Here is a 25,523-nt window from a genome sequence, read left to right as displayed (position 1 = left end):
CCGGAGACACGCCTGATGAGCGAGCTTTTCTACAACGCCGTGCCCAATGCGACCCGTGTCGCACCGCCGCTGGCCGAACCCCGGCAGTACCCCAGCGCGAAACCGTCGCGGGTCTACCTGTTCGGCACTTGTGTGGTCGACCTGTTCTATCCCGAAGCCGGGATGGACGCGATTCACCTGCTGGAGCGCGAAGGCATTCGCGTGGAGTACCCGCAAGGGCAAAGCTGCTGCGGACAACCGGCCTACACCTCGGGTTACACCGAGCAGGCGCGCACCGTGGCCCGCTCGCAACTGGCGCTGTTTGCCGGCGACTATCCGGTGGTGGTGCCGTCGGGTTCCTGCGCGGGCATGCTGCGCGAGCATTACGCGGACTTGTTCAAGGACGAGCCCGAGACGTTGCAACAAGTGCAGGCCCTGGCCGCCCGCACCTATGAACTGGCCGAGTTCCTCCTGCACGTGTGCAAGGTGCAGCTCAAGGACAGTGGCGCTCCGGTCAAGGTGGCCTTGCACACCTCGTGCTCGGCACGCCGGGAAATGAACACCCACCTGCACGGCCGTGAGTTGCTGTCACAGCTGAGCAATGTGGAACGGGTAGAACACAGCCACGAAAGCGAATGCTGTGGCTTTGGCGGGACTTTCAGCGTCCGAATGCCGGACATCTCCGGCGCCATGGTCGCGGACAAGACCCGGGCGCTGAAGGAATCCGGCGCACATCAGGTGCTGAGTGCCGACTGCGGCTGCTTGATGAACATCAACGGCGCGCTGGAGAAACAGCAAGAGGCATTGCGCGGCCAGCACCTGGCGAGCTTCCTCTGGCAACGTACTGGAGGTGCACAATGAGCACCCCAGAGCTGATTCCGACCACGACGCTGGCGGACGATTTTCGCACCCGGGCCCACCAGGCCCTGGGTGACCAACAACTGCGAAACAACTTTCGCAGTGCCATGGATTCACTCATGGCCAAGCGTGCGGCTTCGTTCAGCGATGCCCACGAAAGAGAACACCTGCGCGCCCTGGGCAACGCGATTCGAGCCCGGGCGTTATCCAAGCTGCCCGACCTGCTCGAGCGCCTGGAACAGAACCTGACCCGCAACGGTGTGACAGTGCACTGGGCGGAAACGGTGGACGAAGCCAATGGCATCGTCCTCTCGATCATCCGCGCTCACGAGGCGCGGCAAGTGATCAAGGGCAAATCGATGGTCAGCGAAGAGATGGAAATGAACCATGTCCTCGCTGAACAAGGCATTGAATGCCTTGAGTCGGACATGGGCGAGTTCATCGTCCAGCTCGACCACGAGAAGCCTTCACACATCATTATGCCGGCGATCCACAAGAATGCCGGTCAGGTCGCGTCCTTGTTCCACGACAAACTCGGCGTGGAGTACACCAAGGACGTTGACCAACTCATTCAGATCGGTCGCAAGGTCTTGCGGCAGAAATTCTTCGAAGCCGATATCGGCGTCTCCGGCGTCAATTTCGCCGTGGCCGAGACCGGCACCCTGCTGCTGGTGGAAAACGAAGGCAACGGGCGCATGTCCACCACCGTGCCGCCAGTGCACATCGCCGTCACCGGGATCGAGAAAGTCGTCGAGAACCTGCGGGACGTGGTGCCGCTGCTCTCGCTACTGACCCGTTCGGCCCTGGGCCAGCCCATCACCACCTACGTCAACATGATCTCCGGCCCGCGCAAAGAGCATGAGCTGGACGGCCCCCAGGAAGTGCACTTGGTGCTGCTGGACAACGGCCGCAGCCAGGCGTTTGCCGACAGCGAACTGCGCCAGACCCTGAACTGCATCCGCTGCGGCGCCTGCATGAACCACTGCCCGGTCTACACCCGGGTCGGCGGCCACACCTACGGTGAGGTCTACCCGGGCCCCATCGGCAAGATCATCACCCCGCACATGGTGGGCCTGGCCAAGGTGCCGGATCACCCCAGCGCCTCGTCGCTGTGCGGTGCCTGTGGCGAAGTCTGCCCGGTGAAGATCCCGATCCCGGCGCTGCTGCGGCGCCTGCGGGAAGAGAACGTCAAGGCCCCGGACAGCCCACATCAAGTGATGCGTGGCCAGGGCAGCAAGTATTCGCGCAAGGAGCGGTTCATCTGGAACGCCTGGGCCCGACTCAACAGCTCACCGCGCCTGTATCGCCTGTTCACCCTGGCCGCCACCCGGCTGCGCGCCCTCACCCCGAGCAAGGTCGGCCCCTGGACGCAGAACCACAGTGCGCCAAAACCCGCCGCCCGGTCGCTGCATGATCTGGCCCGTGAGCACCTGGACAAGCAGGGAGACCGCTGATGAGCGCGAAACACAACATCCTCGCCAAGCTGCGCAACAGCCTGCGCGGCACCACGCCGATTGTGGATAACTTCGACGAGGCGCTGGTCACCGAACCTTACAGCTACAGCGCGGAACAACGCATCCCGCAACTGCGCAAACAGATGGAAGCGGTGCACACCGAAATCCACCTGAGCACCGGCGCCGGTTGGCCTGAACTGCTGGCCCGCCTGCTGCAGGAACGCCAGTTGCCCAGCCTGCTGATCGCCCCGAACACGCCCCACGGCCAGCGGGTCACCCAGTACTGGGCCGAGCATCCGCAACTGCCGGCGCTCAAGGCCTACGACCGCCCGGTGGAAGAATGGAAAGCCGAGCTGTTCAACGACACCCCGGCCAGCCTCACGACCACCCTGGGCGCCATCGCCGCCACCGGCAGCCTGATCCTCTGGCCGACCCGGGAAGAGCCGCGGCTGATGAGCCTGGTGCCGCCGGTGCATTTCGCCCTGCTCAAGGCCAGCGAGATCCGCGACAACTTCTATCAGGTGCAGCAACAGATGAACTGGGCCGCCGGCATGCCGACCAACGCGCTGCTGGTGTCCGGCCCATCGAAGACCGCTGATATCGAGCAAGTCCTGGCTTACGGCGCCCACGGCCCGAAAGACCTAGTGGTGCTGATCCTGGAGGACCAATGAGCCTACCGGCCGCTTTTCTGCGTGATGCCCAGCAACTGATCCCCCAGGAGCGGCGCTTCGACGACCCGCTCTCGACCCTGGCCTTCGGCACCGACGCCAGCTTCTACCGGCTGATCCCCAAGCTGGTAATCCGCGTCGAGTCCGAAGACGAAGTGGTCGCCCTGCTCCAGCTGGCCCAGCGCGACCGGGTGCCGGTGACCTTCCGTGCGGCGGGCACCAGCCTTTCCGGGCAGGCCATCAGTGACTCGGTGCTGATCGTTCTGGGGGATAACTGGAACGGCAAGGAGATTCGCCACCAGGGTTCGCAGATCCGCCTGCAGCCTGGTGTGATCGGCGCCCAGGCCAATGCCTGGCTGGCACCTTTCGGGCGCAAGATCGGCCCCGATCCGGCCTCGATCAACGCCTGCAAGATCGGTGGCATCGTCGCCAACAATGCCAGCGGCATGTGCTGCGGTACCGCGCAGAACACCTACCACACCCTGGCCGGCATCCGCCTGGTACTGGCCGATGGCACACGTCTGGATACCGAGGATGAGGCCAGCGTCGCGGCCTTCCGCGCCAGCCATGGTCCGTTGCTGGAGCGCCTGGCCGAGCTGGGCCGCAGCACCCGCGCCAACAGCGAACTGGCGGCGAAGATCCGCCACAAATATCGGCTGAAAAACACCACCGGCCTGTCCCTCAATGCCCTGGTGGACTTCGACGAGCCGCTGGATATCCTCAGCCACCTGCTGGTGGGCTCCGAGGGCACCCTGGGCTTTATCAGCGCGGTGACCTACGACACGGTGATCGACCACCCGAACAAGGCGTCGGCGCTGATCGTCTTTCCCGATGTGGACACCTGCTGCAACGCGGTGACCGTGCTCAAGAGCCAGCCGGTGTCGGCGGTGGAACTGCTGGATCGCCGCAGCCTGCGCTCGGTGCAGGACAAGCCCGGCATGCCAGCGTTCGTCCAGCAGCTCTCGGCCAATGCCTGCGCGCTGCTGATCGAGTCCCGCGCCGCGTCCTCATCACTGCTGCAAGAGCAACTGGCGCAGATCATGAGTTCCCTGGCCGCCTTCCCGGTGGAAAAGCAGGTCGACTTCACTGAAGACCCGCAGGAAAACGCCAAGCTCTGGGCGATCCGCAAGGACACCTTCCCGGCGGTAGGCGCGGTGCGCAAGACCGGCACCACGGTGATCATCGAAGACGTGACCTTCCCCGTGGAACAGCTGGCCATCGGCGTCAACCGCCTGATCGAGCTGTTCGACAAGCACCACTACGACGAAGCGATCCTGTTCGGCCACGCCCTGGAGGGCAACCTGCACTTCGTCTTCACCCAGGGCTTCAACAGCAGCGAGGAAGTGAACCGCTACCAGGCGTTCATGGACGACGTGGCGCAACTGGTGGCGGTGGAATTCGGCGGTTCGCTGAAGGCCGAGCACGGCACTGGGCGCAACATGGCACCCTTCGTCGAGCTGGAATGGGGCAGCGATGCCTACCAGCTGATGTGGCAGCTCAAGCGCCTGCTGGACCCCAGCAACATCCTCAACCCGGACGTGGTGCTCAGCGAAGACCCGCAGATCCACCTCAAGCACCTCAAGCCACTGCCGGCGGCCGACGAGATTGTGGATAAGTGCATCGAGTGCGGCTTCTGCGAGCCGGTGTGCCCGTCCAAGGGGCTGACCCTGAGCCCGCGCCAGCGCATCGTCATCTGGCGTGATATCCAGGCACGCAAACGGGCCGGCATCGACACCACAGAACTGGAAGCGGCCTATCAGTACCAGGGCATCGACACCTGCGCCGCCACCGGCCTGTGCGCCCAGCGCTGCCCGGTGGGCATCAACACCGGCGAGCTGGTGAAGAAACTGCGCAGTGAACACGCCACCCATAACGGCACCGCCGACTGGCTCGGCTCGCACTTCGCCACCACCTTGCAGGGCGCCCGCTTCACCCTGCACGTGGCCAACGGCGCGCGCATGCTCCTGGGCGCTCCGCGCCTGAGCAAGCTGTCGGCGAGCCTGACGCGCCTGTCCAAAGGCCAGGTGCCGCAGTGGAGCAGCGCCATGCCCCAGCCGGAAAAGGCCATCCGCTTCAGCCCGGCTGTGAGCGATTCGCGCCCGCGGGTGGTGTACCTGGCGGCCTGTGTGTCCCGGGTCATGGGGCCAGCGGCGGGCGACAAGGAGCAAAGCTCGCTCTACGAGAAAACCCGCGGCCTGCTGGAGAAGGCCGGTTATCAAGTAGTGCTGCCGGACAACCTGGACAACCTCTGCTGCGGCCAGCCATTTGCCTCCAAGGGCTACGCCACCCAGGCCGAGGACAAGCGCCAGGAACTGATCGGCGCCCTGCTCCACGCCAGCCGGGGCGGCCTCGACCCGATCTACTGCGACACCAGCCCCTGCACCCTGCGCCTGGTACAGGACCTGGGGGATGTACGCCTGGACCTCTACGACCCGGTGCGCTTCATCCGCACCCACCTGCTGGAGCGCCTGGAGTTCACGCCGCAGGAAGCGCCGATCGCGGTGCACGTCACCTGCAGCACCCAGCACCTGGGCGAGAGCCAGGCGCTGATCGAACTGGCCCGGCGTTGCAGCAACAACGTGGTGATCCCCGAAGGCATCCATTGCTGTGGTTTCGCCGGCGACAAGGGTTTCACCACCCCGGAACTCAATGCCCACTCCCTGCGCAGCCTGAAGGACGCGGTGCAGTATTGCAGCGAAGGCATCTCCACCAGCCGCACCTGTGAAATCGGCCTCAGCCAGCATGGCGGGATCGACTATCACGGGCTGGTTTACCTGGTGGATCGAGTCACCCGGGCCAAGGCGGTCTGAGCCATCGAACCGGGCAATCAAGGGGCGTTTTCGCCCCTTTTTTTGTGCCTGGCGCAAGGCGCCCATGGCTTTTCCATTTCATCGCAAAAAAAAACAGAACCCCGGCGCGCGGCTAGAGTCCATTTTCTAGGCCCGCAACAAAGGGCTTAGCCCCACTCGGCAGCCTGCCCCGTTGACCGGAGGCACCGAGCCCCTGCGATCAAGGAGATAACCATGAAGCGTTCTGCACTGGCTGGACTGTTCATCACCGCCGCGATGCTGGCCTCCCCGGTTTTTGCCGCCGGGCAAGAGGACCTGTGCCAGATCAACCTGCAAAAGATCAAGGATGCCAAAGTCAGCACCGAAGTCATGAGCTCGGACCTGAGCAGCGACATCGACGCCAAGGTCCAGCAAGCCACCGCCGAACACGCCAAAGGCACCGAGGAAGGCACCAAGAACTGCATCTCCCTGACCACCCAGGCGATCCAGCAATTGCAGAACAACACCAAGGGCGATCAGTAGGCCAATGCATTGGGCCAACCTTCGGGTTGGCCTTCTGGCCTCGGTTAGCGTAAACTCCGCCCACCTGTTGGTAATGCACAACAGGTTCGGGGCCGTTTAGGATTCGACGCCGGTTGCGAAACTTTAGGTGCATGCCGAGTTGGTAACAGAACTCGTAAATCCACTGTTGCAACTTCCTATAGTTGCCAATGACGAAACCTACGGGGATTACGCTCTCGCTGCGTAAGCAGCCTTAGCCCTTCCCCCCTGGTACCTTCGGGTCCAGCAATCATCAGGGGATGTCTGTAAACCCAAAATGATTGTCATATAGAACAGAATCGCCGTGCAGTACGTTGTGGACGAAGCGGCTAAAACTTACACAACTCGCCCAAAGCACCCTGCCCGTCGGGTCGCTGAGGGTTAACTCAATAGACACGGCTAAGCATGTAGTACCGACAGCGGAGTACTGGCGGACGGGGGTTCAAATCCCCCCGGCTCCACCAACTCAACAAGAAAAGACGTCCACGGACGTCTTTTTTTGTGCCTGAAATCCAGTGAATACCGAAGTCTCAGCGTTTCTTGGGGCTTTTGAGGATTTCTGACTTCCAGGCGCTTGGATATCCCGGGCGGTATCCCGGAATATCAAATGCCATTTCCAGGATCCCAAAATGCTGCTCAAAGCAGCCCACATGCCTGCTGGCGCAACCCGCCTCTGCGATCGCCAGCTCAAGGCAACGGGTAAAGACTTCGTCCTCAGCGACGGCAATGGCTTGCAGGTTCGAGTACGCGCCAGCGGCTCGATGATGTGGAATTTCAATTACCGCGAGCCGTTGATCAGAAGCCGTATCAACATGGCGCTTGGTCCATACCTCGACCTCTCGCGGGCCAACGCCCGGAAGAAAGCCGCAGAGGCGCGTGAGTTGCTCGCTTTGGGCACTGATCCCAAAACCTGGCGAGATGAGATAAGGCAAGCCAGACTGGCTGAGACTGAACACACTTTCGAGAAGGTGGCCACGGCCTGGTTCGTGCTGAAGAAAGACGCCATAACCAATTGGCGGATTCCAGACCGAGAACAAAACCTTCGGCTTTGCCGCCGGCGCGGCCGACTTTGTTCACCTGTGGACACCAACCAGCGCGGCAAAGCGGCCATTGATTTATCTGTCGCCCCATGGCGCACCTCTGAAGCCGTTAGTACCCAAACAGCGACTTGCTCTCCAGGTACTCCTCAAACCCCAACTCCCCCCACTCACGCCCATTACCCGACTGTTTATAGCCGCCAAACGGCGCGGCCTGGTCGGCCCGCGCGCCATTGAGATGGACCATGCCGGTACGCAATTGCCGCGCAACCCCGCGGCTGCGTTCGAGGCTGGCCGAGGTGACGTAACCTGACAAGCCATAAGGGCTATCGTTGGCAATAGCTATCGCTTCGGCTTCGCTGTCGTACGGCATGATCGCCAGGACCGGACCGAAGATCTCTTCCCGCGCCACGAGCATGTCCGGGGTGACGTCGGCAAATACCGTAGGTTGCACGTAGTAGCCGCGCTCAATCCCTTGTGGTCGTCCCAGCCCTCCGGCGATCAAGCGCGAACCCTCGGCGATGGCCTGGGCGATCATGGTCTGTACCCGTTCGAATTGCAGGGCATTGGCCACGGGACCGATGGCAGAGGTGGGGTTACTGTCGTCGAAGCACACCTGCGCCAGGACTTCCCGAACGATATCAATCACCGCCAGTTGCTGCTCGCGCGGTACTAGCAGGCGTGTCGGCGCATTGCACGACTGGCCGCTATTGCGAATACAGGCCTGCACCCCGTGGCGCACCGCGCTAGGCAGGCAGGCATCGTCGAGCAGGATATTCGCGGATTTGCCGCCCAGTTCCTGGGACACACGCTTCACTGTATCGGCTGCCGCCTTGGCCACTGCGATGCCGGCGCGGGTCGAGCCGGTAAACGACACCATATCCACCTCGACATGGCTGGCCAGCGCAGCCCCAACAACGGGCCCATTACCGTTGACCAGGTTGAACACCCCCTTCGGCACCCGGGCCTCATGCAGGATCTGCGCGACGATATGCGCCGACAACGGCGCACACTCACTGGGCTTGAGTACGACGGTGCAGCCCACCGCCAGGGCGGGTGCGAGCTTGCAGATGAGTTGATTGAGTGGCCAGTTCCAGGGGGTGATCAGCGCGCACACGCCGATAGGCTCACGCACCACCAGCGACTGGCCCAGGCGCCGTTCGAAGCGGTACTCGCGCAGCACTTCCAGCGCCTGCGCCAGATGGCCCAGGCCTGCCGGGACATGAGCGCTCCGGGCCAGGGACAGTGGCGCCCCCATCTCCAGATGAACCGCCTCGATCAACGCCTCGCTATGGCGTTTGTAGGCTTCGATGATGCGCTGCAGCAAGTCGATACGTGCCTCGAGCGAACTCGCAGCGAACGCCGGAAAGGCCCGTCGGGCCGCGTCGAGCGCACGGTCTACATCATGAGTGTCGCCCAGAATGATGCGCGCGATCCCCTGCTCGGTGGACGGATTGACCACTGTCTCGACGGTTTCGCCGTGGGGTTTGACCCAGCCGCCGTCAATGTAGAACTCAAACAAATCGGACATACCCTCGACTCCCTTCAGGTCACCTGACTCAAGGCTCGCGCCAAGGTGTCGAACACCTGGGCGATCTCCTGCTGGCTGATCACCAACGGCGGTGAAATCACGATGGTGTCGCCCGAACCGCGCACCAGTACCCCGTGCTCAAAGCACCACTGCGCCACCTCACTGCCACGCGCGCCGGCGGCGCCAGGGCGCGGCTCGAGTTCGACGGCGCCAAGCAAACCGATGGTGCGTACGTCCAGCACCGGCCCCACACCCCGCAGCGCCAGCGCGGCCGACTGCCAGGGCCCACTGACCGCGTTGACGTGTTGATTGATGCCCAGTTCACGATGCACCTCGATGGTCGCCAGCCCGGCTGCACACGCCAGCGGATGCGCCGAATAGGTATAGCCGTGCATCAGCTCGATAACGTTCGCCGGCCCGGCCATGAACGCTTCGTATACCGCACCGCTAACCAGTACGCCGCCCATGGGCACGGCGCCGTTGGTCAGACCTTTAGCGGTGGTGATCAGGTCTGGCGTTACGCCAAACGCCTGGGCGGCGAAGCTTTCGCCAACACGGCCAAATCCTGTGATCACTTCGTCGAAAATCAGCAGCACGCCGTGTCGGGTGCAGAGTTCGCGCAAGCGTTGCAGATATCCCCGGGGCGGCGGGTAAACCCCTCCGGAGCCTGTCACCGGCTCCACGATCACTGCCGCCACGGTGCTCGGATCCTGAATGTCCAGCAGTTGTGTCAGCGCTTCGGCGTACCGTTCACCCTGCTGCGGTTGCCCAGCACTGAAACGCATACCCGCGTCGTAAGGCAGCGGCAGGTGAGACACCTCGCCCAACAGCGGACCGAAGTCACGCTTCTGCCGGCCGATACCCGACACCGACAGCCCACCGAAACCCATGCCGTGATAGCCCTTGGCACGCCCGATAAACTTGGTACGGCGGCTGTCGCCGCGGGCCTGGTGATACGCCCGGGCAATCTTCAATGCGGTGTCGACGGCCTCGGAACCTGAGTTGGTAAAGAACACCTGCTCCATACCGGCCGGGCTGATGTCGATCAGGCGCTCGGCCATCTCCAGAGCATGGGGGTGGCTCATCTTGAATGACGAGACAAAGTCCAGGCGTCCTGCCGCCTCGCGAATGGCCTCGACGATTTTCGGCTGGCCATGCCCGGCATTGACACACCAGAGGCCCGCCATTGCATCGAGTACACGACGCCCATCGGTGGTGGTGTAGTACATGCCGTCAGCACTGGCGAACATCATCGGTTGCTGCTGAAACTGGCGCATAGGGGTAAACGGCGCCCAGAACGCGCCGCACTCGGAACCTGTAGGGTGGGAACTATCGTTCATAGCGACTCCTGCAAAACTGTTCTTCGATGGCCGGTCAGCGTCGGGCGCTGCAACGGGCCTGCGTTAACGTTGACGCTGCGGTCCAGGTACAACATGCCGCGTTCAATGCGGCAGCTGACACGGTCACAAAACGCCATCTCGACAAACTGCCAGGTCATGCTTAATGCCCCGTCGTCGGTCCAGCGCGCCTGTGCCACCACCGGAGTGAGTTCCGGCTGGTATTGGTGGTGCAGATAATGGCCGGTCATGCTGGTCCGGCTTTCAATGCCGTCGGCCAGCCCGGCGCGAATGCAGTGGGTGCCACGGGGGTCGGTGAGGTAGAAGTCGCAATGGTCAGCGCCAAGCACCAAGCGTATTTCGCTGACTTGATCGTCGTTGGCCTCCATCACAAACGTGCCGTTGAACTCAGCGTGGCGCGGCGATGTCGACGCCCCTGAGAGGAGCGGTAGCCGCTGGCTTGCCAACAGCGCCGCCAATTCGGCATCCGCCGCGCCGTCGGCGGGCACGCCCAGCGCCGGCAAAAGATGCTCCCAGAGCAGGCTGTGCAAGCGCCGCTCGCCCAGGGGCAGCCCGGCGGTAAACGCAATCACCGCGTTATGGCGTGGCAAGACGATGCATTGCTGGCCAAATACCCCGGAGGCGTAGTAGCCACCGTGCAGGGTCATCCACCACTGGTAGCCATAGCCTTCGCGGCGCGTGGCACCTGCCTCACTCGAGTCGCGACCCTGGTAGCGCTTGCCGTCGAAGGCCCCCATCCATACATCATCGACATGCCCGCGGGTGGCTTCGGCCACCCACTCCCGGGACAGCAACTGCTGTCCTTCCCAGTTGCCTTGTTGCAAGTGCAGCACACCGAACTTGAGCAAGTCCTCGGTGCTGCAACTCAGGCCATTGCCGCCAGTGTTGAAGCCGCCAGGTGCAAGGTCCCATTCGATGGTACCCATTGCCATGGGTTGGAAAATACGTGCGTTGCACAACTCAAAGGCCGTCTGGCCGCTGACCACGCTGACAATCGCCGAGAGCATGAAACTCGAGGCGCTGCTGTAGATAAACTGCTGCCCTGGTGGGTCTTCAACCGGTTCATCGAGAAACAGCTTGACCCAGCTTTCACTGCGCCCACGCCAGGCGCCGCCGGAAATGCCCTGGCGATGGCCGGTGCGCATGGTCAGCAAATCGCCCACGGTCATGGCTGCCAGATTGGCGCTGATGGGTGACGGGCAATCTGCAGCAAAAAAGTCCACCACCTTGGCGTCCAGCGACAGCACGCCGTCATCCACCAACAGCCCGATGGCCATGGATACCCAGCTTTTGGTGACCGAATGTTGAACATGCAAGCGCTCGGCGCGATAAGGCGCCCAAAACGCTTCGGCCACCACCGCACCGTCGCGGTACAGCATGAAACTGTGCAACTCCAGGCCTGCAGCGTTCACCGCACCAATGAAATCACTCACGCCACGCGCCGATACGCGTTGTTGGCTGGGCAGTGCCCGTCGCAACGGCAAACTTGTCATCTGATCTATCCCCTCATTTCAACTGCCTTGGCGTGCAACAGGCTGACTCTGTTGCAAGCCGTTACTGCTACCAGAGCGCTACGGTGTAACCCAGGATCACTCGGTTTTCGTTGGTGTCACGGGTGAAGTTGCTGGTGGCGCTGGCGTTCTGCCAACGCAGCGACACATCCTTGAACATGCCGCTTTGCACCACGTAGCCAAGGGTGAAATCGCGCTCCCACTCACGCCCTTCGCCCTTGAAGCCGATGACCTTGGCGTTGTCGCCCTTGGCATAACGCGTCGAGAACAGCAGGCCCGGCAGGCCCAGCGAGGCGAAGTCATAGTCATAGCGGGCATGCCACACGCGCTCGCCGGTCTGGGAGAAGTTAGCCAGTTGGTACTCGGTGAACAGGTAGGTGTTCGTGCCGTCCACGTAGGTGAACGGCGTCGAGCCGTACTGTTCCTGGTAACCGCCGCTGAAGTTGTGGCCATAGAGGCTGTAGCCGATGCGCGTACTCAACGCACGGTTATCCACCTTGCCGGCCAGGGCCGCGGCGTCTTCACTGGCATTGAAGTAACGAATGTCGGTCTTGATCGTACCGGGGCCCCACTTGAAGCTATTTTTCAAACCCAGGTAGTGCTGTTGGTAGAGGCTTTCCAGTTGCGCGTACTGATAGGTCACGACCGTGGTTGGCGTGAGCTTGTACTCGCCGCCGGCGTAGCGAAACTCATCACTTTTGGCGCTGCTTTTGTAGGCGCCGTATTGGCTGGTAAGGCCCATGTCCTCGTAGTGGGTCGAGTCGCGTTGCTTGACCTGGTCCAGCTGGCCCACGCTCAGGGTCAGATTGTCGATGTCCTTGGAGGTGAATGCTGTGCCACTGAAACTCTGCGGAAACAGCCGGCTGAGGTTGGGTTGCAGGGTGGGCAGGTCCGGCACCATGTAGCCCACTCGCAACTCGCTTTTGGCCATGCGCGCCTTACCGGTGATGCCGAGTTTGGAGTAATTGTCATGGGCACGGCGTGCATAGCTGGGAGAGCCAGGCTCGGCCGAACTTGAGCGCGCCAGCAGCCCGGTGCCGGAGTTATCCGGGCTCGAATCGAGCTTCACGCCCAGCATGCCGACCGCGTCCAGGCCAAAACCCAGCGTGCCGTCGGTAAAGCCCGATTTGAGATCGAGAATAAACCCCTGCGCCCATTCGGCGCGCTTGTTCTGCCCGCTGGACTCGCGGTAGTCGCGGTTGAAGTAATAGTTCTTCAATTCAAGCGAGGCCTTGCTGTCGGCGACAAAGTCGGCCTGGGCAAACAAGGGCATGAAACCGACGCCCATGGCGCTGGCACTGGTGACAACTTTGTTGATGCGGTTATTCATGCGTAGGTTCCTGGCAGACAGGTTGAGTAGGGTTGTTTTTGTTTTCTTCGGCCATGGCTTCGCCCGCTTCGCCAATCACCGATTGACAAAGGTTTGGTCTCAACACGTGGCCTGGGGTGCAGCAGTACCTAAATCACACCGGCGCGGAGGCGGTAACTGCCATCCGCACGTTTCTCCAAGGGGCTGGCCGCTGCGAGCAGCCGGCGGGTATAGGGATGTTGCGGGGTGTCGAAAAGGGTGTCGCGCGGCCCCATTTCGACCACTTCCCCCTGGTTCATCACCGCCACGCGATGAGCGATGCGTTCCACTGCCGACAGGTCGTGGGAGATGAACAGGCAGGCGAACCCGTATTGGCGTTGCAAGCGCTCGAACAACTCAAGAATCTGCTTTTGAATGGTCATGTCCAACGCCGAAATCGGCTCGTCGGCAATCACCAGCTTGGGCCGCCTCACCAGCGCCCGGCCAATCGCCACGCGCTGGCGCTGGCCACCGGAGAGTTGATGGGCAAAGCGCTCACGGAACTGCTCGGGCAAGCCGACGTCAATCAGGGTCTCGGTGACCCGTTGGCGTTTTTGCGTGGCCGTCAGCCCCGGCTCATGGCGCAGCGGCTCGGCAATGATCTGGCCGACGGTCATGCGTGGGTCGAGGGAAGAGTACGGGTCCTGGAAAATCATCTGGCATTGCAGGCGGTGTGCGCGGTTGGCGGCCTTGAGGATATCCACGCCCTGGAACAGGATGGCCCCGGCGCATGGCGTGACCAACCCGACCACGGCCCGCCCAAGGGTGGTTTTGCCCGAGCCGCTGCCACCGACCAAGGCCAAGGTCTCACCCGGTGCGATGCTCAGATTGACCGAATGCACCACGCGCTTGGGCACGCTGCGCCCCCAGAAACTGCGCGGCCCCGGGTGTTCGATGCATACATCCCGGACCTGCAACAGCGCATGATCGGCCGCCGGCAACGGCACCAGCTCGCCTCGCCGTGGCAGCGCTTCAAGTAGCTGCCGGGTGTAGTCGGCCTTCGGCGCGAACAGGATGTCTTCGATACGGCCCTGCTCCACCGCCTTGCCCGCACGCATCACCACCACCTTGTGGGCATAACGCGCCACCAGGGACAGGTCGTGGCTGATGAACAAAATCGCAGTGCCTTGTTCGCGCGTCAGCTCCAGCATCAACTCGATCACGTCCAGTTGAGCCAGGCAATCGAGCGCTGTGGTTGGCTCGTCAGCGATCAGCAGCGCCGGACGCAGCAACATCACCGAGGCCAGCATGATGCGTTGGCGCATACCGCCGGAGAACTGGTGCGGGTAGGACCCCAGGCATTTCTCGGCATCCTTGATACCGATGCGTTGCAGCATGGCGCTGCAGCGTTCGCGGATCGTCGCCGCATCCAGCGTGGTATGCAGTTTGAGCGCCTCGCTCATCTGCCGGCCAATCGTCAGCGCGGGGTTGAGCGAGACCATTGGTTCCTGGAACACCATGCCGATCCGCGCACCGCGCACTTCACGCATCGCCTTGGCATTGCCGCTGTCCAGCGGTTCGCCCTGGAACATAATGCGCCCACCACACACCTGCATCGGTGCCGGCAGCAAGCCAATGGCAGCGCGCGCGGCCATGGTCTTGCCGCTTCCCGATTCGCCTACCAGCGCGACGATCTCGCCAGGAGCCATGGTGAAGCTGAAATCATCGACGGCCAGGGGGCCGTCCGCACCGACGCGAATCTGTAGATTTTCAACGGCCAGTAATGGCACTGGAGCGCTCATGCTCATTTCCTCATGCGCGGGTCGAGACGATCACGCAAGGCGTCGCCGAACAGATTGATAGCCAGCAACGTCAGGCTGATAAAAATGCCCGGGAAGATCCCCAGCCACGGTGCTGTCGAGATGTAGGTGCGGCTCGCCGAGAGCATGCTGCCCCAGGTCGCGGCCGGCGGCGGAACACCCAGGCCAAGGAAGCTCAGCGCACTCTCCGAGAGCAACGCCCATCCGAACATGCTGGTGCCCAGCACACACAGCGGCGCCAGGCAGTTGGGGGTGATATGGCGGAACATGGTGTACAGCTCGGAGTTGCCGATCACCCGAGACGCCTCGATGAACTCCAATTCACGCAACGACAACACACTGCCTCGCACCACACGCACCACTGACGGGGTATAGGCAATGCCCAGGGCGAGCACGATGCCGTACTGGCTGGCACCAACGATTGCCATGATGCCCAGGGCCATGAGAATGCCCGGGAACGCCAGCAGTGCATCGTTGAGCATCATCAGCACCCGATCGGTCCAGCCGCGCAGGTAGCCGGCAAGCATACCGATTACCGTGCCGCAGATAACCGCCACGCTCACCGAGAGTAGGCTGATCCACAGGCTCGTACGCGCACCAATGATCAAGCGACTGAACACGTCACGGCCGAATTCATCGGTGCCCAGCCAGTGCGCAGCATCGGGCGCGTGCAGGCGCGACAACAGGTCTAGCTTGAGCGGGTCATAAGGCGTCCACACCACGCCGAGCAACGCCAGCAACACCAGTGCCACGAGCAGGCCGCCGCCGATCAACGCATTCAACGGCGGGTAACGCCAGGCCCGTCGAGGCTGGGCATCCAGCCCTGTCGGCAAGGCGGGAGTCTTGAGGTTCATAGCTTCACCCTTGGATCGAACAGCGGATACAACAGATCCACCAACAGGTTGACCAACACGTAGATGCAGGTGACCAGCAGCAGGCAACCCTGCAGCACCGGGTAGTCACGAGAGAAGATCGAATCGACCATCAAGCGACCAATACCGGGCAAGGTGAATACGGTTTCCAGTACCGCAATGCCGCCGAGCAAATTGCCGAGAATCAGGCCAATCAAGGTCCAGGTGGGCGCAAAGGCATTGCGCAGAGCGTGTTTCCACAGCACCGCCCCCTCCGACAACCCCTTGGCCCGCGCATGGGCGATGTACTCCAGGCGCAGCACTTCGATGGTGCTGGCCCGCGCCATCCGCGCAATCGCGCCGAACTCCACCAGGGTCAGGGTGATGATCGGCAGCACCACATAAGTCACGGCTTTTATCGGGTCGCTGGCAAAACCGACGTAACCGATCACCGGCAACCAGCCAAGCTGAATGCCAAACACATAAAGCAACAGCAAGCCCAACCAGAAACTCGGCACCGACAGCAGCAACGTCGCCGTAGCCACCAGCCCCAAGTCCAGCGCACTGTTTTGCTTCCAGGCCGCGAGCAAGCCCACTGGCACCGCGAGCAGGGTCGCCAGTGACACCGCGACAAGCACCACTGAGGCGCTGACGCTGAATCGCTCGATCAGCAGCGCCAATACCGGCTGGCGGCTGCTGATGGACATCCCGAGATCGCCACTGAGCACTGACTTGATCCAGATCAGGTACTGGGTCACCACCGAGTGGTCCAACCCCAGGCTGCTGCGCATGTCGGCGAGACTTTGCGGATCGGCCATGTCGCCCAGCATCAGCAGCGCCGGATCGCCGGGGATCAGGCGAATCAAGGCAAATACAATCACCGAGATCAACAGCAGGGTCGGCACCGCCATGCCGAGCCTGTGCAATATGAATCGAAACATAGCGGTACGCCTTACTTGGAAGTGTCGGCCAGCTTCACGCCCCAGAGGCGCGGTTTGGCAACAGGCCAGGAGCGATAACCTTCAACGCGCTTGCCCATGGCGCCGATGGCGGTGCCGTTGTAGATGACCACCATCGGTACATCCTTGAGCATCAAGGTGTGCAGCTTGTCGAACAGTGGCTGGCGCTTGGCGGGGTCAACCTCACGCTGGGCCTCGCGCAATATCGCCAAGGCTTCGGGGTTGTCCCAGACCTTGCGCGGCTCCTTCTGCTTGTCGCCAATCACTGATTCATAGCTCTGCGCCGCATCGAAACGCCCCGAGTAGGAGAACGACATCATCTGGTAGCTGCCGGTCTGGTAGCGCTCCAGCTGCGTCCCCCACTCCAGGGTTTCCATCTCGATGTTCAGCCCCGCCGCCTGAGTCATGGCCTGGCTGAGCAAACCCATGTCGAACATCTGCGGGTAGCGCTTGTTGACCAGCATGCGGATTTTTTCGCCGCCGTAACCGGCCTCTTTCAACAGGCGCCGGGCCTCGTCGAGGTTGTAGGTGTAGCCCTGGTGCGCGGTGTCGTCGTAGTAGGGGCTGGCGGTGGGGATGACTGAGTTGTTGACCACCGATAAGCCATCGGACAAGGCCGCCACCATCTGTGCGTAATCCAGGGACAGCGCCACCGCGCGACGAATGCGCACGTCCTTGAGCAACGGATCACGGATCTGGAACAGCAGGCCGCTGATGGTCATGATGGGGCTGACCTGGATCTGCAGATTCTTGACCTGCTTGAGTTGTGCAGCGTCCATCGCCGTCACATCCGGCAGCAGGTCGACACCACCCGAGAGCAGGGCGGCCTTGGCCGAGGCAGAATCGGGGATCACCTCGAAACGCACCTTGTCGACAAACGCCTGCTTGTTGCCGGTATACCCGTCCGCCTCGGCCTCGGCACGCGGTGTGTATTCCTTGAAGCGATCCAGTTCGACGTACTGGCCCTTCTGCCATTTGCCCAGGGTGAACGGCCCGGTGCCAATCGGTGCACGCCAACTGCCATCGGCGGCCAGAGAGTCCGGGTGCAGGATGCCGCTGCCGGCACAATCCGGGCGAGCCATCGCGGCGAGGAACAAGCCGTTGGCCTGGTCCAGCGTGAACACCACGGTTTTCGGATCAGGAGTGGCAACATCGACAATCCTGGCTGCGCCACGCCCGTCGAACTCCGCCAGGCAACGCCATTGGGTCCTGGGGTCCAGGTAGCGCTGCCAGGTCCATTGCACATCCTTGGCCGTCAACAGCTGGCCATTCTGGAAGTGCACACCGTCTCGCAGGCTGAAGGTGTAGCGCAGGCCATCTGGCGAGACAGCGACGGCGCTGGCCAGCATCGGCGCAATGCTGGTGTCTTCGCGATACGCCACCAGACCCTCGACGATATGCATCATCACCGCATCGGTATTGTCGTCGCGGTTGACGCCCGGATCGGTGCTGCGGATGTCACCATTGAGACCCACGCTGATGACCTTGTCTTGCGCGACGGCCATGGAAAAGGTGCACGCCGACATCGCGACGGCCAGTGCCGTCTTTACGTAGCTATTCACGGGAGAAAGACTCCTTGAAGTAATTTTCCGGTCAGTGGCGAGGGCCAGGGCAGGACCGGCATCAGAATGAGTGAATCCTTGGTTATTGTTATACGGCCTGTTCTGAGTGCATCTACCAGCGGTGTATCAGCCAAGGCTGCGCTTGCGGCGCAACACCTTGGCGAAGAAGTCCTGGGCAGCCGGCATAGCCTTGACCCCCTGGTGCGCAACGTTGGGCAACAGGTCGAAATGCACCTGCACGCCGGCGGCTTCGAAACTCGCCTTCAAGCTGGCCAGGCGCTCCGGGCGCGTGCGCCCGGCAGCGTTGGCACCGGCCATGTAGTGTTTGCCCCCTTCGCGGTGGGTGATTTCCCAGGTTTCGAGGTCCGAATCGCCGACCACCATGTGCACCGGCAGTTGCTGCAAGGCTTGCAGGTTCAACGGTTTGCCAAAGCGCGTCGCGAAGTCCCGCACGCCGACCCACCAGTCCTGCTCGGCGTCCAGCAGGGTCACCGAGCCCGGCGCACCGATGGACGCCGCCCAGAGTTTCTCGGGGTGCAGGTAGCAGAACCGGTGGGTGAATTGCCCGCCGCCGGAATAGCCGAACAGCGCAAAGGTATCGAAGCGGCGCCCGTAGCGCTTGCCGACGCTGGCAATCATGTCGAGCAACACCTGGTCGTAACGGATATCGCCCTCGACCAGTTGCTTGTAGCCATCGCCATTGCTGTCACCCAGCACGCCGACCGGAAATAGTGGCGACAAGATCACACAGTCGTTCCAGCGGCCAAACTCCGCGAAGCCATTGCGATAAATCTCCATCGCACGGGTCGAGCCGTGCAGCGACACCACCAGGTCCACTGGCCGGGAGCTGTCTTCGATGGTTTCAGGCACATAGAGGGTGTAGGCAAAACGGCTGTCCTGGTGATGCGAGTACACCGTGGTAACGCCGAGGTGATACACGTTTTTGGCGGCACGCAAGGCTGCGTCGATGGGGTTGGTGTCTGGATGGGTATCTGGATTGCTCATGGAAAGTTCGCCGAGTCAGTTCGGGCTTGAGTATTGGTCGGGCGCTATAAAAAGAAAAACTAATTAAACTTTAGCCAGGGAAAACAAAACCTTTATGATCAAGCCCTACCCATGGCCGCGAGTTGATTCATGAGCAACATTCGCTTTTTCAAGACGTTTATCGCCGTCGCCGAGTACGGCAGCTTTGCTGCTGCTGCCGACCGCGTGGCACTGACCAACGCCGCCGTCGGCCAACAAATGCGCGCACTCGAAGAGGAAATGCGCCGCCCGCTGTTCGACCGCAGTCAGCGGCAGATCAAGCTGAGCCGCGATGGTGTGTTATTGCTGCCCAAGGCCAAGCGGCTGCTGGCGGACTACGAACAAATGATCGCTGAAGCCCCCGACGGCGAGGCCATGGAGGGCGAAGTCTCGATCGGCGGCATTACCTCTGGCATGGGCCTGCTCGCCAATTGCCTGGTACAACTGAAAAAGCTGCACCCCAGGATATCGGTCAACCTGATGACCGCCCGTTCCGACGAAGTGGTCAACCTAGTGCAGGCCGCCAAACTCGACGCCGCGCTACTGATCGAGACGGCGCGGCAAAACTTCAATGGCTTGAGTTGGACCCTGCTCTATAACGAACCGATCGTCATGCTCGCCAATGCCACACAGACCGCCGGCATCAACGACGCTGTGGAGTTGCTGAGAACCCAGCCGTTTATTCGCTACGACAGGTCCACAGCGGTGGGCCGCAAGGTGCAGTCGATCATCAAGAGTGAATCGGTCGAACCGCTGGAGATCTTGGAACTGAACTCGATCATCGGCATCGCTGACCTGGTACGCCAACAAGTCGGGGTGGCGATTGTGCCGCTGCTGAAAAATTTCGACTGGCACAAAGACCCAAGCCTGCGGGTGCTGCCGTTGCCGGGGGACCTGGCGGTACGCCGGGTGGGAATCCTGGAACAAGGCACCAAAAGTGCAATTACCGGGGAAATTCGCAAGTTGCTGATGTCGGCTGTGGCAAAGTAATACTCCCCTTGGCACGGGTCATTAGCGCCTGCCATCGGGAAAGTCAGTGAGTTGCGCCCCTGTCGCTCAGGAGGAACTTCCCGCGCTTGCAGAGCAAGCACCTTTCGCCCTTGAAATGACGTTGATGACTGGTCATTCAGGGCCAGTGCGGCCTTCGCGCCAGGCTGCAATTGGCCAATTCCGTTGAAAAATGCGCCTAGGATTCAATCGTTGCCGCTTTCAACCTCCAGAGCGTCGAGCATGACCTGCTCCAAGATCTCAAAGAAACCTCGGATGTGCGCCTGCTTCAATGCCAGAGGCCGGGTAACCAGATAGACCTCCATCGCTGGAAGTTCAAGATCCGGAAACACCTCGGTCAGGTCCTTGGCCAGAATGCGCGGCAGTACCGCCACGCCCAGGCCTCGCCGCACCGACTCCAGTTGCACGGCGAACGAGTCCACGCTGATTTGCCCACGGTCCAGGCCCGCCGCCTTGGCGGCACGCATTTGCGGCAACATATCCAGCGGCGGAAGCAAGGCGATGTTGGCCGCCGTCGCCAGGGTCACCTCCGGGAACCGCTTCAGGTAGCCTGCCTGGGCGAAGACGCCGTAGGCGAGCTTGCCTAGGGGTCGATAGATCAGCGAGGGCTCGCCCAGGTGCGCGGTGCGCACTGCAATATCGGCTACGCCGCGGACGATCTTGTGAAAGTCGGCGGTGACCAGCAACTCCACGGAGCAACGCGGATGCAGGGCCGTAAAACGACTCGCGGCCTCCAGTACACAAGGAGAAAACCCCTCTCCGGCACTCACCAGGACACTGCCACACAGCTCCGTCTGCACCCCGGACAGACCCGTCGCCGTTTGGCGCCGCAAGCCGGTTTCCGCCGCCAAGGCCACTTCCACCAGGGACTGGCCCCGCGCGGTCAGCCAACAACCTTCAACACCTCGTTCAACGAGCGGCTCACCCAGGGCCACTTCCAGTTGGGTCAGGCGGCGGGACACGGTAGACGCCGCGATACCCAGCAACTGGCCCGCCTGAAGAAAACTGCCACGCCGCGAAACGGCCAGCAGCAGCCGAAGATCGTCCCAATTTGCCTGCAACGCCATACCCCCATCCTCCCTGGTTTGCATAAATGCAAAGCCATTATGCAGCAGTCGCTGTTTTTCAAGCACGGTCTCGCCGGTATATCTACAGGCCTTCGAAACCACTGGAATGCACTGTATGACGACGGGCCCCCACGACTACGCAGAACGCGCCGCTCGTGCCTTCAACCACCGTGACCTGGAGTCGCTGCTCGCGTTGGTGTGCGAAGACTTCATCTACCTCGATGGCATGGGCATGCAAAGCGGCCGTGAATCCATGCGCAAACGGGAGACCGCCCTGTTCGAGGCGTTCCCTGATGCCCACATGGCCTTCACGCCCTTTATCGTCGCTGACGACCGGTTGGCGCTGACCGCCCTACTCACCGGCACCTTCACCGCCCCTCTGGTGCTGCCGGGCAAGGTGATCCCGGCTCATGGACGCCCGATTGCCGTGCACTACAGCGCGCACTTCACCTTCAGAAACGGCTTGGCCTGCCGCGAAGAAGTGTTCTTCGACAGCTCGGCGTTGATGCTCCCCGTCGAACAGCAGAAGGGTTAAGCCATGGGCACAGTATTCGTGACAGGCGCCACCGGCTTGCTGGGAAACAACCTAGTACGCGAGCTGGTCGCCCGTGGCTACGGCGTCAAAGCCCTGGTGCGCTCAAGAGCCAAAGGTGAAGAGCAGTTCAACGATCTGCCAAGTGTGGAACTGGTCGTAGGCGACATGGCCGACATCGATGCCTTCGCACCTTCGCTGCAAGGCTGCGATACGGTGTTTCATACCGCGGCGTTCTTTCGCGATAACTACAAGGGCGGCAGCCACTGGGCAGCCCTGGAAAAGATCAATGTCACCGGTACGCGAGAGCTGCTGCACCACGCCTACCACGCGGGCATACGCCGGTTTGTCCACACCTCTTCGATTGCCCTGCTCGACGGCGCCCCTGGCACCTCCATCGATGAGAGCTGCCTGCGCGCCGAAGCCGATGCGGATGACTACTACCGCAGCAAGATCCTCGCCGACCGCGAGGTCTTGAGCTTCCTCGACACCCACCCGCAGATGCATGCCTGCATGGTGCTGCCCGGCTGGATGTGGGGCCCGGGCGACAGGGGGCCGACCTCCTCGGGACAATTGGTCAAGGATGTGATCAACGGCAAGCTGCCCGGGCTGATCCCCGGCACCTTCTCCGTGGTCGATGCCCGAGATGTGGCCTGGGCGCAGATCTCTGCCGCCAAAAACGGCCGGCGTGGGGAGCGCTACCTCGCGGCCGGCCAGAGCTTGACCATGCGCCAGTTGGTGCCGCTCCTAGGGCGCATCGCGGGCGTCAAAACCCCTGTTCGGCAACTGCCACTGCCCGCGCTGTACCTGTTGGCGGCGGTGCAGGAGGTCTACGCGCGCCTGACCGGCAAGCCCATTTTGCTGAGCATGGCAACGGTGCGCCTGCTGGTACGCGAGGAAAACCGGACCAGCTTTAACCACCGCAAGAGTGAACAAGAGCTTGGCGTGAATTTTCGAAAACTGGAGCAGACTATTTCTGACACGGTGGCGTGGTATCGGCAAAATGGCGGGTTCACGAAAACCAAGGACGACAACCAACGGTGAGCAAGACAATCATCCTGATGCGTCACGGCCAGCCAAGGATGGCCACAACCGACAAGATCTCAATGCTCGAGATGAAGGACTGGATCGCGCAATACAACCGATCCGAAATCATCCGCGATCCCGCGCCGCAGGCCAGCCTGCAACTCGCCGCCACCGCCGCCACCATTGTTTCAAGCAGCGCGCCTCGGGCCCTGACCTCCGTCGAGGTGCTCGGGCTGAAACCTGCCGTCGTCGACGCGACGTTCTGCGAAGCCCAACTGCCCCATGGTGGCTGGCGATTTCCCCGGTTATCGCCGTTTACCGGGGCCTTCATCTTTCGCGTCCTGTGGCTGTGCGGCTATTCGAGCGGCGTCGAATCCTTCGGTGCGGCGAAGCAGCGTGCCAGTGCCGCCGCTCAGCGGCTGCAGGCCCTCGCTGGCGAAGAGCCGGTGCTACTGCTCGGTCATGGCGTCATGAATCGGATGATTGCCAAGCAACTGCTGGCAAGCGGGTGGACTCGCCAACAGCGTAGTGGCAGCCGCTATTGGAGTGCGTCGGTGTATCACTACGCCGGTGTCTAAACGGTGGTCGGTGCAGAGTACGCAAGCGGTTGGGCAGCGACACGTCAATCGCCGATGTCACTGGCGACAACACTAAAGCCCATGCCCCACCGCTTGTGACTTGAAGAGGTACAGAGTCTCTTTCTTTTGTGCGAAACGTCCTAGTTGCGCCGAACCACTTGAATCGGGAGTTCCTGCTAACTAGCCTCGACCTGTCACCAAACATTCGATGGCCGGGTTTAGCAGCTCGATGTTGACTAGGCGCACGGAGTTACGCCATGCAAAAGCTCGTTCCCGATCAGCCCAAAGCCCCCCAGCGCAACGGCAGAAACCCTGAACTAGACCAGGCCAACAAACAGATCCTTCAGAAACTGGCAATCCGACCGTCCGGTGCGCCTCTGGCTAAGTCCATCAAACACACCTCAGGCCTCCCGGTTAGCCGCGACTCATTGTTTTCCATCCGAGAGGGCATCAACGCTGAAAAAGCCCTGCTCCACCTCTCTCTATTGCTGAAAAGCGCCGAAGAAGTTTCCGATGAAATCACCGAACGCGGCAGCGGCATCGAGCGCGGTCTGATCTGGTCCCTGGTGCACTCGGTGGAGATGGCCGATGCTGCTGTTGAAGTAGGCGATCTCCTGCCGGCCAATGCTCACCGCTTCCCGGTCTCGAACTGGATTCGCACACGCCCCGACAGCACCAGGGCAAATTCCTGCCCGGGGGGGCGGATGTAATCCTCGAACTGCTGCAACTCGCGGGCAAAGATTCGCGTGTACATAGGGGTCATGCTGCGCCCGGGAAAATCGCCGGCCATGGGGTGGTAGTCGTAATTGCCGGTGCTGTAGCCGGGGGCGCCGGCGATGGTGGTGCTGACCACGGTCGGTTACACCTGGGCGCTGCGGGTCTGGATCAGGTTCGGCGCCGGGGTGAACAGTTGGGCGATGTCGACGCCCAGGGCGCGGGCCGCAGCGGGGAGTTTTTCGTAGCTGACCGAGACCTGGGCCAGCTCCATTTTCGACAGGGTCGACAGTGCGACGCCGGAGCGTTCCGAGAGCTGTTTTAGGGTCAGCTCGTCCTGTGGACAACCGATCGCGCGCTGGAATCAGTGTTATATCCAGGAGGGAAACCTTTTCCATAGTGCGCCTTCCCTCCTCCATTTCGACCGCAAGTCAGTCCTGCTCCCCCTCCTCTCTCTTGTGCTTACGATAACGGGAGAGCGAAATTCCCGTTTGGCGCTTGAAGTAGCGACACAAGTAAGACGCGTCGACGAAGTTCAGTTCGTCGGCCACACGGCCAATAGCCAAGTCACTGTATGAAAGAAGCGCCTTGATCTCCAAGGTTACCTGCCGATCAATCAAGCCCTTGGGTGTGTCATTGAAAAACGCTTTGGTCAACTGCGACAGGTAGAACGGCGTGATATTCAGTGCGTCGGCGTAGAACTTCACATCTCTGTGCCGCACACAATGTTTGCCTATCAATTCCCAGAAACGCCAACTGAGCATTTCCTTCCGGCTGAATCCCCTGTTTTCTATCTGGTTGGCTGGAAGTTGCTCGGCTATTTTCAAAAAGAGGTTCTGCAGCTGATTGCGCAACATGATGCGTTGGTAGGTGGGACAGGTCTGCGCAATGTTCCGCATCTGTGTCACCCAGCCCTCTATCAGCGGCATGTCGTCCTTGGATGGAACGCAATGAGGATGGTCATGCAGAAATACGAACAAGGTATTGGGTAGCGGGTAGGCAACCTCCGCGGCAAAACTTTTCGGCATAAGGCAGAAAAATACCTTGAAACGGCGCGAGCGACGTTTGAGCAAGGCAATAGTGTCCTCAGCCAGCAGCATCACAGCACCGCGCCTAACCGCATGCTCTTTGAAGTTAAGAGTGAAGTGGGCACTACCGCAGAGGCATACCAGCAGCGTCAAGTAAGCGTGACCGAAGGAGAGCGGTAAACCGAGCCCTTCCGCTAGCGTGGTTTCTCCCATCCGCATCGAGTCGTCAGGAGCGGAAAGTTTCGGAATGTGATGCATAGTGCCCCAGCGCTACAACAAACAAGAGCCAAAATCCTATCACCGCTTGACGCAGCTGTTTCTAAAAGTACCGAAAACGCCGAG

The 25,523-nt window shown here is 61.6% G+C and carries 20 protein-coding genes, 1 other RNA gene and 3 pseudogenes; 12 read left to right on the top strand and 12 right to left on the bottom strand.

The annotated features are described in order from the left end of the window. Positions 1–15: 15 nt before the first annotated feature. From ABCR88_RS04285 to ABCR88_RS04255, 7 genes and pseudogenes are all read left to right on the top strand, one after another. Positions 16–840, top strand: a complete 825-nt coding sequence (locus tag ABCR88_RS04285; protein ID WP_015634106.1) for a (Fe-S)-binding protein — start codon at positions 16–18, stop codon at positions 838–840. After that, positions 837–2,291, top strand: coding sequence for a LutB/LldF family L-lactate oxidation iron-sulfur protein (locus ABCR88_RS04280; protein WP_041115924.1), 1,455 nt, complete (start codon positions 837–839; stop codon positions 2,289–2,291). The genes ABCR88_RS04285 and ABCR88_RS04280 overlap by 4 nt, the downstream gene beginning before the upstream one ends. Beyond that, complete coding sequence (locus ABCR88_RS04275) at positions 2,291–2,962, top strand: lactate utilization protein C (RefSeq protein WP_041115922.1); 672 nt, start codon at positions 2,291–2,293, stop codon at positions 2,960–2,962. The genes ABCR88_RS04280 and ABCR88_RS04275 overlap by 1 nt, the downstream gene beginning before the upstream one ends. Then, positions 2,959–5,769 carry an FAD-binding and (Fe-S)-binding domain-containing protein gene (locus ABCR88_RS04270; RefSeq protein WP_041115920.1) on the top strand — a complete coding sequence of 937 codons (2,811 nt, stop codon included), beginning with the start codon at positions 2,959–2,961 and terminating at the stop codon, positions 5,767–5,769. The genes ABCR88_RS04275 and ABCR88_RS04270 overlap by 4 nt, the downstream gene beginning before the upstream one ends. 213 nt (positions 5,770–5,982) lie before the next feature. Beyond that, positions 5,983–6,270 carry a hypothetical protein gene (locus ABCR88_RS04265; RefSeq protein ID WP_041115918.1) on the top strand — a complete coding sequence of 96 codons (288 nt, stop codon included), beginning with the start codon at positions 5,983–5,985 and terminating at the stop codon, positions 6,268–6,270. Between the two features lie 88 nt (positions 6,271–6,358). Further along, positions 6,359–6,752: a transfer-messenger RNA gene (gene ssrA / locus ABCR88_RS04260) on the top strand. Between the two features lie 186 nt (positions 6,753–6,938). Beyond that, positions 6,939–7,298 (top strand): annotated as a pseudogene (locus ABCR88_RS04255) (integrase arm-type DNA-binding domain-containing protein); the annotation flags it as partial. A 139-nt stretch (positions 7,299–7,437) separates the two neighbouring features. On the opposite strand, the gene ABCR88_RS04250 reads toward ABCR88_RS04255, so the two are convergent. The 9 genes from ABCR88_RS04250 to ABCR88_RS04210 all read right to left on the bottom strand — a co-directional run bounded on the left by ABCR88_RS04250 (position 7,438) and on the right by ABCR88_RS04210 (position 19,210). Then, the gene (locus ABCR88_RS04250) at positions 7,438–8,856 is read right to left on the bottom strand and encodes an aldehyde dehydrogenase family protein (protein ID WP_041115914.1); all 1,419 of its coding nucleotides are present in this window, start codon (positions 8,854–8,856) and stop codon (positions 7,438–7,440) included. 14 nt (positions 8,857–8,870) lie between these two features. Beyond that, positions 8,871–10,196: an aminotransferase class III-fold pyridoxal phosphate-dependent enzyme gene (locus tag ABCR88_RS04245; protein WP_041115912.1), complete on the bottom strand. Its 1,326-nt coding sequence runs from the start codon at positions 10,194–10,196 to the stop codon at positions 8,871–8,873. Then, positions 10,193–11,707 (bottom strand): serine hydrolase domain-containing protein, encoded by a 1,515-nt coding sequence (locus ABCR88_RS04240; protein WP_041115910.1) that lies wholly within the window; start codon positions 11,705–11,707, stop codon positions 10,193–10,195. Before ABCR88_RS04240 ends, ABCR88_RS04245 begins: the two co-directional genes overlap by 4 nt. Positions 11,708–11,774: 67 nt before the next feature. Continuing rightward, positions 11,775–13,055: an OprD family porin gene (locus ABCR88_RS04235; protein WP_041115908.1), complete on the bottom strand. Its 1,281-nt coding sequence runs from the start codon at positions 13,053–13,055 to the stop codon at positions 11,775–11,777. Between the two features lie 128 nt (positions 13,056–13,183). Then, positions 13,184–14,815, bottom strand: a complete 1,632-nt coding sequence (locus ABCR88_RS04230) for an ABC transporter ATP-binding protein (RefSeq protein ID WP_041115906.1) — start codon at positions 14,813–14,815, stop codon at positions 13,184–13,186. Between the two features lie 2 nt (positions 14,816–14,817). Continuing rightward, a complete protein-coding gene (locus ABCR88_RS04225; protein ID WP_041115904.1) occupies positions 14,818–15,687 on the bottom strand; it encodes an ABC transporter permease in 870 nt (289 codons plus the stop codon). Further along, positions 15,684–16,625: an ABC transporter permease gene (locus ABCR88_RS04220; protein ID WP_041115902.1), complete on the bottom strand. Its 942-nt coding sequence runs from the start codon at positions 16,623–16,625 to the stop codon at positions 15,684–15,686. Before ABCR88_RS04220 ends, ABCR88_RS04225 begins: the two co-directional genes overlap by 4 nt. A gap of 11 nt (positions 16,626–16,636) precedes the next feature. Beyond that, the gene (locus ABCR88_RS04215) at positions 16,637–18,205 is read right to left on the bottom strand and encodes an ABC transporter substrate-binding protein (RefSeq protein ID WP_041115901.1); all 1,569 of its coding nucleotides are present in this window, start codon (positions 18,203–18,205) and stop codon (positions 16,637–16,639) included. Positions 18,206–18,331: 126 nt separating this feature from the next. Continuing rightward, positions 18,332–19,210 (bottom strand): hydrolase, encoded by an 879-nt coding sequence (locus ABCR88_RS04210; RefSeq protein WP_041115899.1) that lies wholly within the window; start codon positions 19,208–19,210, stop codon positions 18,332–18,334. 129 nt (positions 19,211–19,339) lie between these two features. On the opposite strand from ABCR88_RS04210, the gene ABCR88_RS04205 reads away from it, so the two are divergent. Beyond that, on the top strand, positions 19,340–20,218 hold the full coding sequence (locus ABCR88_RS04205; RefSeq protein WP_041115897.1) for a LysR family transcriptional regulator: 879 nt from the start codon (positions 19,340–19,342) through the stop codon (positions 20,216–20,218). 203 nt (positions 20,219–20,421) lie between these two features. On the opposite strand, the gene ABCR88_RS04200 is transcribed toward ABCR88_RS04205, so the two are convergent. Continuing rightward, positions 20,422–21,303 (bottom strand): LysR family transcriptional regulator, encoded by an 882-nt coding sequence (locus ABCR88_RS04200; protein WP_041115895.1) that lies wholly within the window; start codon positions 21,301–21,303, stop codon positions 20,422–20,424. A 115-nt stretch (positions 21,304–21,418) separates the two neighbouring features. On the opposite strand from ABCR88_RS04200, the gene ABCR88_RS04195 reads away from it, so the two are divergent. The 4 genes and pseudogenes from ABCR88_RS04195 to ABCR88_RS04180 all read left to right on the top strand — a co-directional run. After that, the gene (locus ABCR88_RS04195) at positions 21,419–21,838 is read left to right on the top strand and encodes a nuclear transport factor 2 family protein (RefSeq protein WP_041115893.1); all 420 of its coding nucleotides are present in this window, start codon (positions 21,419–21,421) and stop codon (positions 21,836–21,838) included. Positions 21,839–21,841: 3 nt separating this feature from the next. Continuing rightward, the gene (locus ABCR88_RS04190) at positions 21,842–22,879 is read left to right on the top strand and encodes an SDR family oxidoreductase (RefSeq protein ID WP_041115892.1); all 1,038 of its coding nucleotides are present in this window, start codon (positions 21,842–21,844) and stop codon (positions 22,877–22,879) included. 17 nt (positions 22,880–22,896) lie between these two features. Then, complete coding sequence (locus ABCR88_RS04185) at positions 22,897–23,439, top strand: histidine phosphatase family protein (RefSeq protein WP_350404888.1); 543 nt, start codon at positions 22,897–22,899, stop codon at positions 23,437–23,439. Between the two features lie 257 nt (positions 23,440–23,696). Further along, positions 23,697–24,041, top strand: a pseudogene (locus ABCR88_RS04180) (hypothetical protein); the annotation flags it as partial. Here ABCR88_RS04180 and ABCR88_RS04175 read toward each other — a convergent pair. Together ABCR88_RS04175 and ABCR88_RS04170 are read right to left on the bottom strand one after the other, a co-directional pair. Continuing rightward, positions 23,922–24,505 (bottom strand): annotated as a pseudogene (locus tag ABCR88_RS04175) (XRE family transcriptional regulator). The pseudogenes ABCR88_RS04180 and ABCR88_RS04175 sit on opposite strands and share 120 nt — an antisense overlap. Before the next feature lie 79 nt (positions 24,506–24,584). Next, positions 24,585–25,439 carry an AraC family transcriptional regulator gene (locus ABCR88_RS04170; RefSeq protein ID WP_041115890.1) on the bottom strand — a complete coding sequence of 285 codons (855 nt, stop codon included), beginning with the start codon at positions 25,437–25,439 and terminating at the stop codon, positions 24,585–24,587. Positions 25,440–25,523: the final 84 nt, after the last annotated feature.

The sequence above is a fragment of the Pseudomonas sp. W17 genome, from assembly GCF_040268305.1.
GTDB classification, from domain to species: domain Bacteria; phylum Pseudomonadota; class Gammaproteobacteria; order Pseudomonadales; family Pseudomonadaceae; genus Aquipseudomonas; species Aquipseudomonas protegens.
This window is presented reverse-complemented; position numbering and strand designations above follow the sequence as displayed.

Excerpts from the sequence above, each read along its gene's own strand:
- ABCR88_RS04285 (WP_015634106.1), top strand. The coding sequence starts at position 16 with ATGAGCGAGCTTTTCTACAACGCCGTGCCCAATGCGACCCGTGTCGCA.
- ABCR88_RS04280 (WP_041115924.1), top strand. The coding sequence starts at position 837 with ATGAGCACCCCAGAGCTGATTCCGACCACGACGCTGGCGGACGATTTT.
- ABCR88_RS04275 (WP_041115922.1), top strand. The coding sequence starts at position 2,291 with ATGAGCGCGAAACACAACATCCTCGCCAAGCTGCGCAACAGCCTGCGC.
- ABCR88_RS04270 (WP_041115920.1), top strand. The coding sequence starts at position 2,959 with ATGAGCCTACCGGCCGCTTTTCTGCGTGATGCCCAGCAACTGATCCCC.
- ABCR88_RS04265 (WP_041115918.1), top strand. The coding sequence starts at position 5,983 with ATGAAGCGTTCTGCACTGGCTGGACTGTTCATCACCGCCGCGATGCTG.
- ABCR88_RS04250 (WP_041115914.1), bottom strand. The coding sequence starts at position 8,856 with ATGTCCGATTTGTTTGAGTTCTACATTGACGGCGGCTGGGTCAAACCC.
- ABCR88_RS04245 (WP_041115912.1), bottom strand. The coding sequence starts at position 10,196 with ATGAACGATAGTTCCCACCCTACAGGTTCCGAGTGCGGCGCGTTCTGG.
- ABCR88_RS04240 (WP_041115910.1), bottom strand. The coding sequence starts at position 11,707 with ATGACAAGTTTGCCGTTGCGACGGGCACTGCCCAGCCAACAACGCGTA.
- ABCR88_RS04235 (WP_041115908.1), bottom strand. The coding sequence starts at position 13,055 with ATGAATAACCGCATCAACAAAGTTGTCACCAGTGCCAGCGCCATGGGC.
- ABCR88_RS04230 (WP_041115906.1), bottom strand. The coding sequence starts at position 14,815 with ATGAGCGCTCCAGTGCCATTACTGGCCGTTGAAAATCTACAGATTCGC.
- ABCR88_RS04225 (WP_041115904.1), bottom strand. The coding sequence starts at position 15,687 with ATGAACCTCAAGACTCCCGCCTTGCCGACAGGGCTGGATGCCCAGCCT.
- ABCR88_RS04220 (WP_041115902.1), bottom strand. The coding sequence starts at position 16,625 with ATGTTTCGATTCATATTGCACAGGCTCGGCATGGCGGTGCCGACCCTG.
- ABCR88_RS04210 (WP_041115899.1), bottom strand. The coding sequence starts at position 19,210 with ATGAGCAATCCAGATACCCATCCAGACACCAACCCCATCGACGCAGCC.
- ABCR88_RS04205 (WP_041115897.1), top strand. The coding sequence starts at position 19,340 with ATGAGCAACATTCGCTTTTTCAAGACGTTTATCGCCGTCGCCGAGTAC.
- ABCR88_RS04200 (WP_041115895.1), bottom strand. The coding sequence starts at position 21,303 with ATGGCGTTGCAGGCAAATTGGGACGATCTTCGGCTGCTGCTGGCCGTT.
- ABCR88_RS04195 (WP_041115893.1), top strand. The coding sequence starts at position 21,419 with ATGACGACGGGCCCCCACGACTACGCAGAACGCGCCGCTCGTGCCTTC.
- ABCR88_RS04190 (WP_041115892.1), top strand. The coding sequence starts at position 21,842 with ATGGGCACAGTATTCGTGACAGGCGCCACCGGCTTGCTGGGAAACAAC.
- ABCR88_RS04185 (WP_350404888.1), top strand. The coding sequence starts at position 22,897 with ATGCGTCACGGCCAGCCAAGGATGGCCACAACCGACAAGATCTCAATG.
- ABCR88_RS04170 (WP_041115890.1), bottom strand. The coding sequence starts at position 25,439 with ATGCATCACATTCCGAAACTTTCCGCTCCTGACGACTCGATGCGGATG.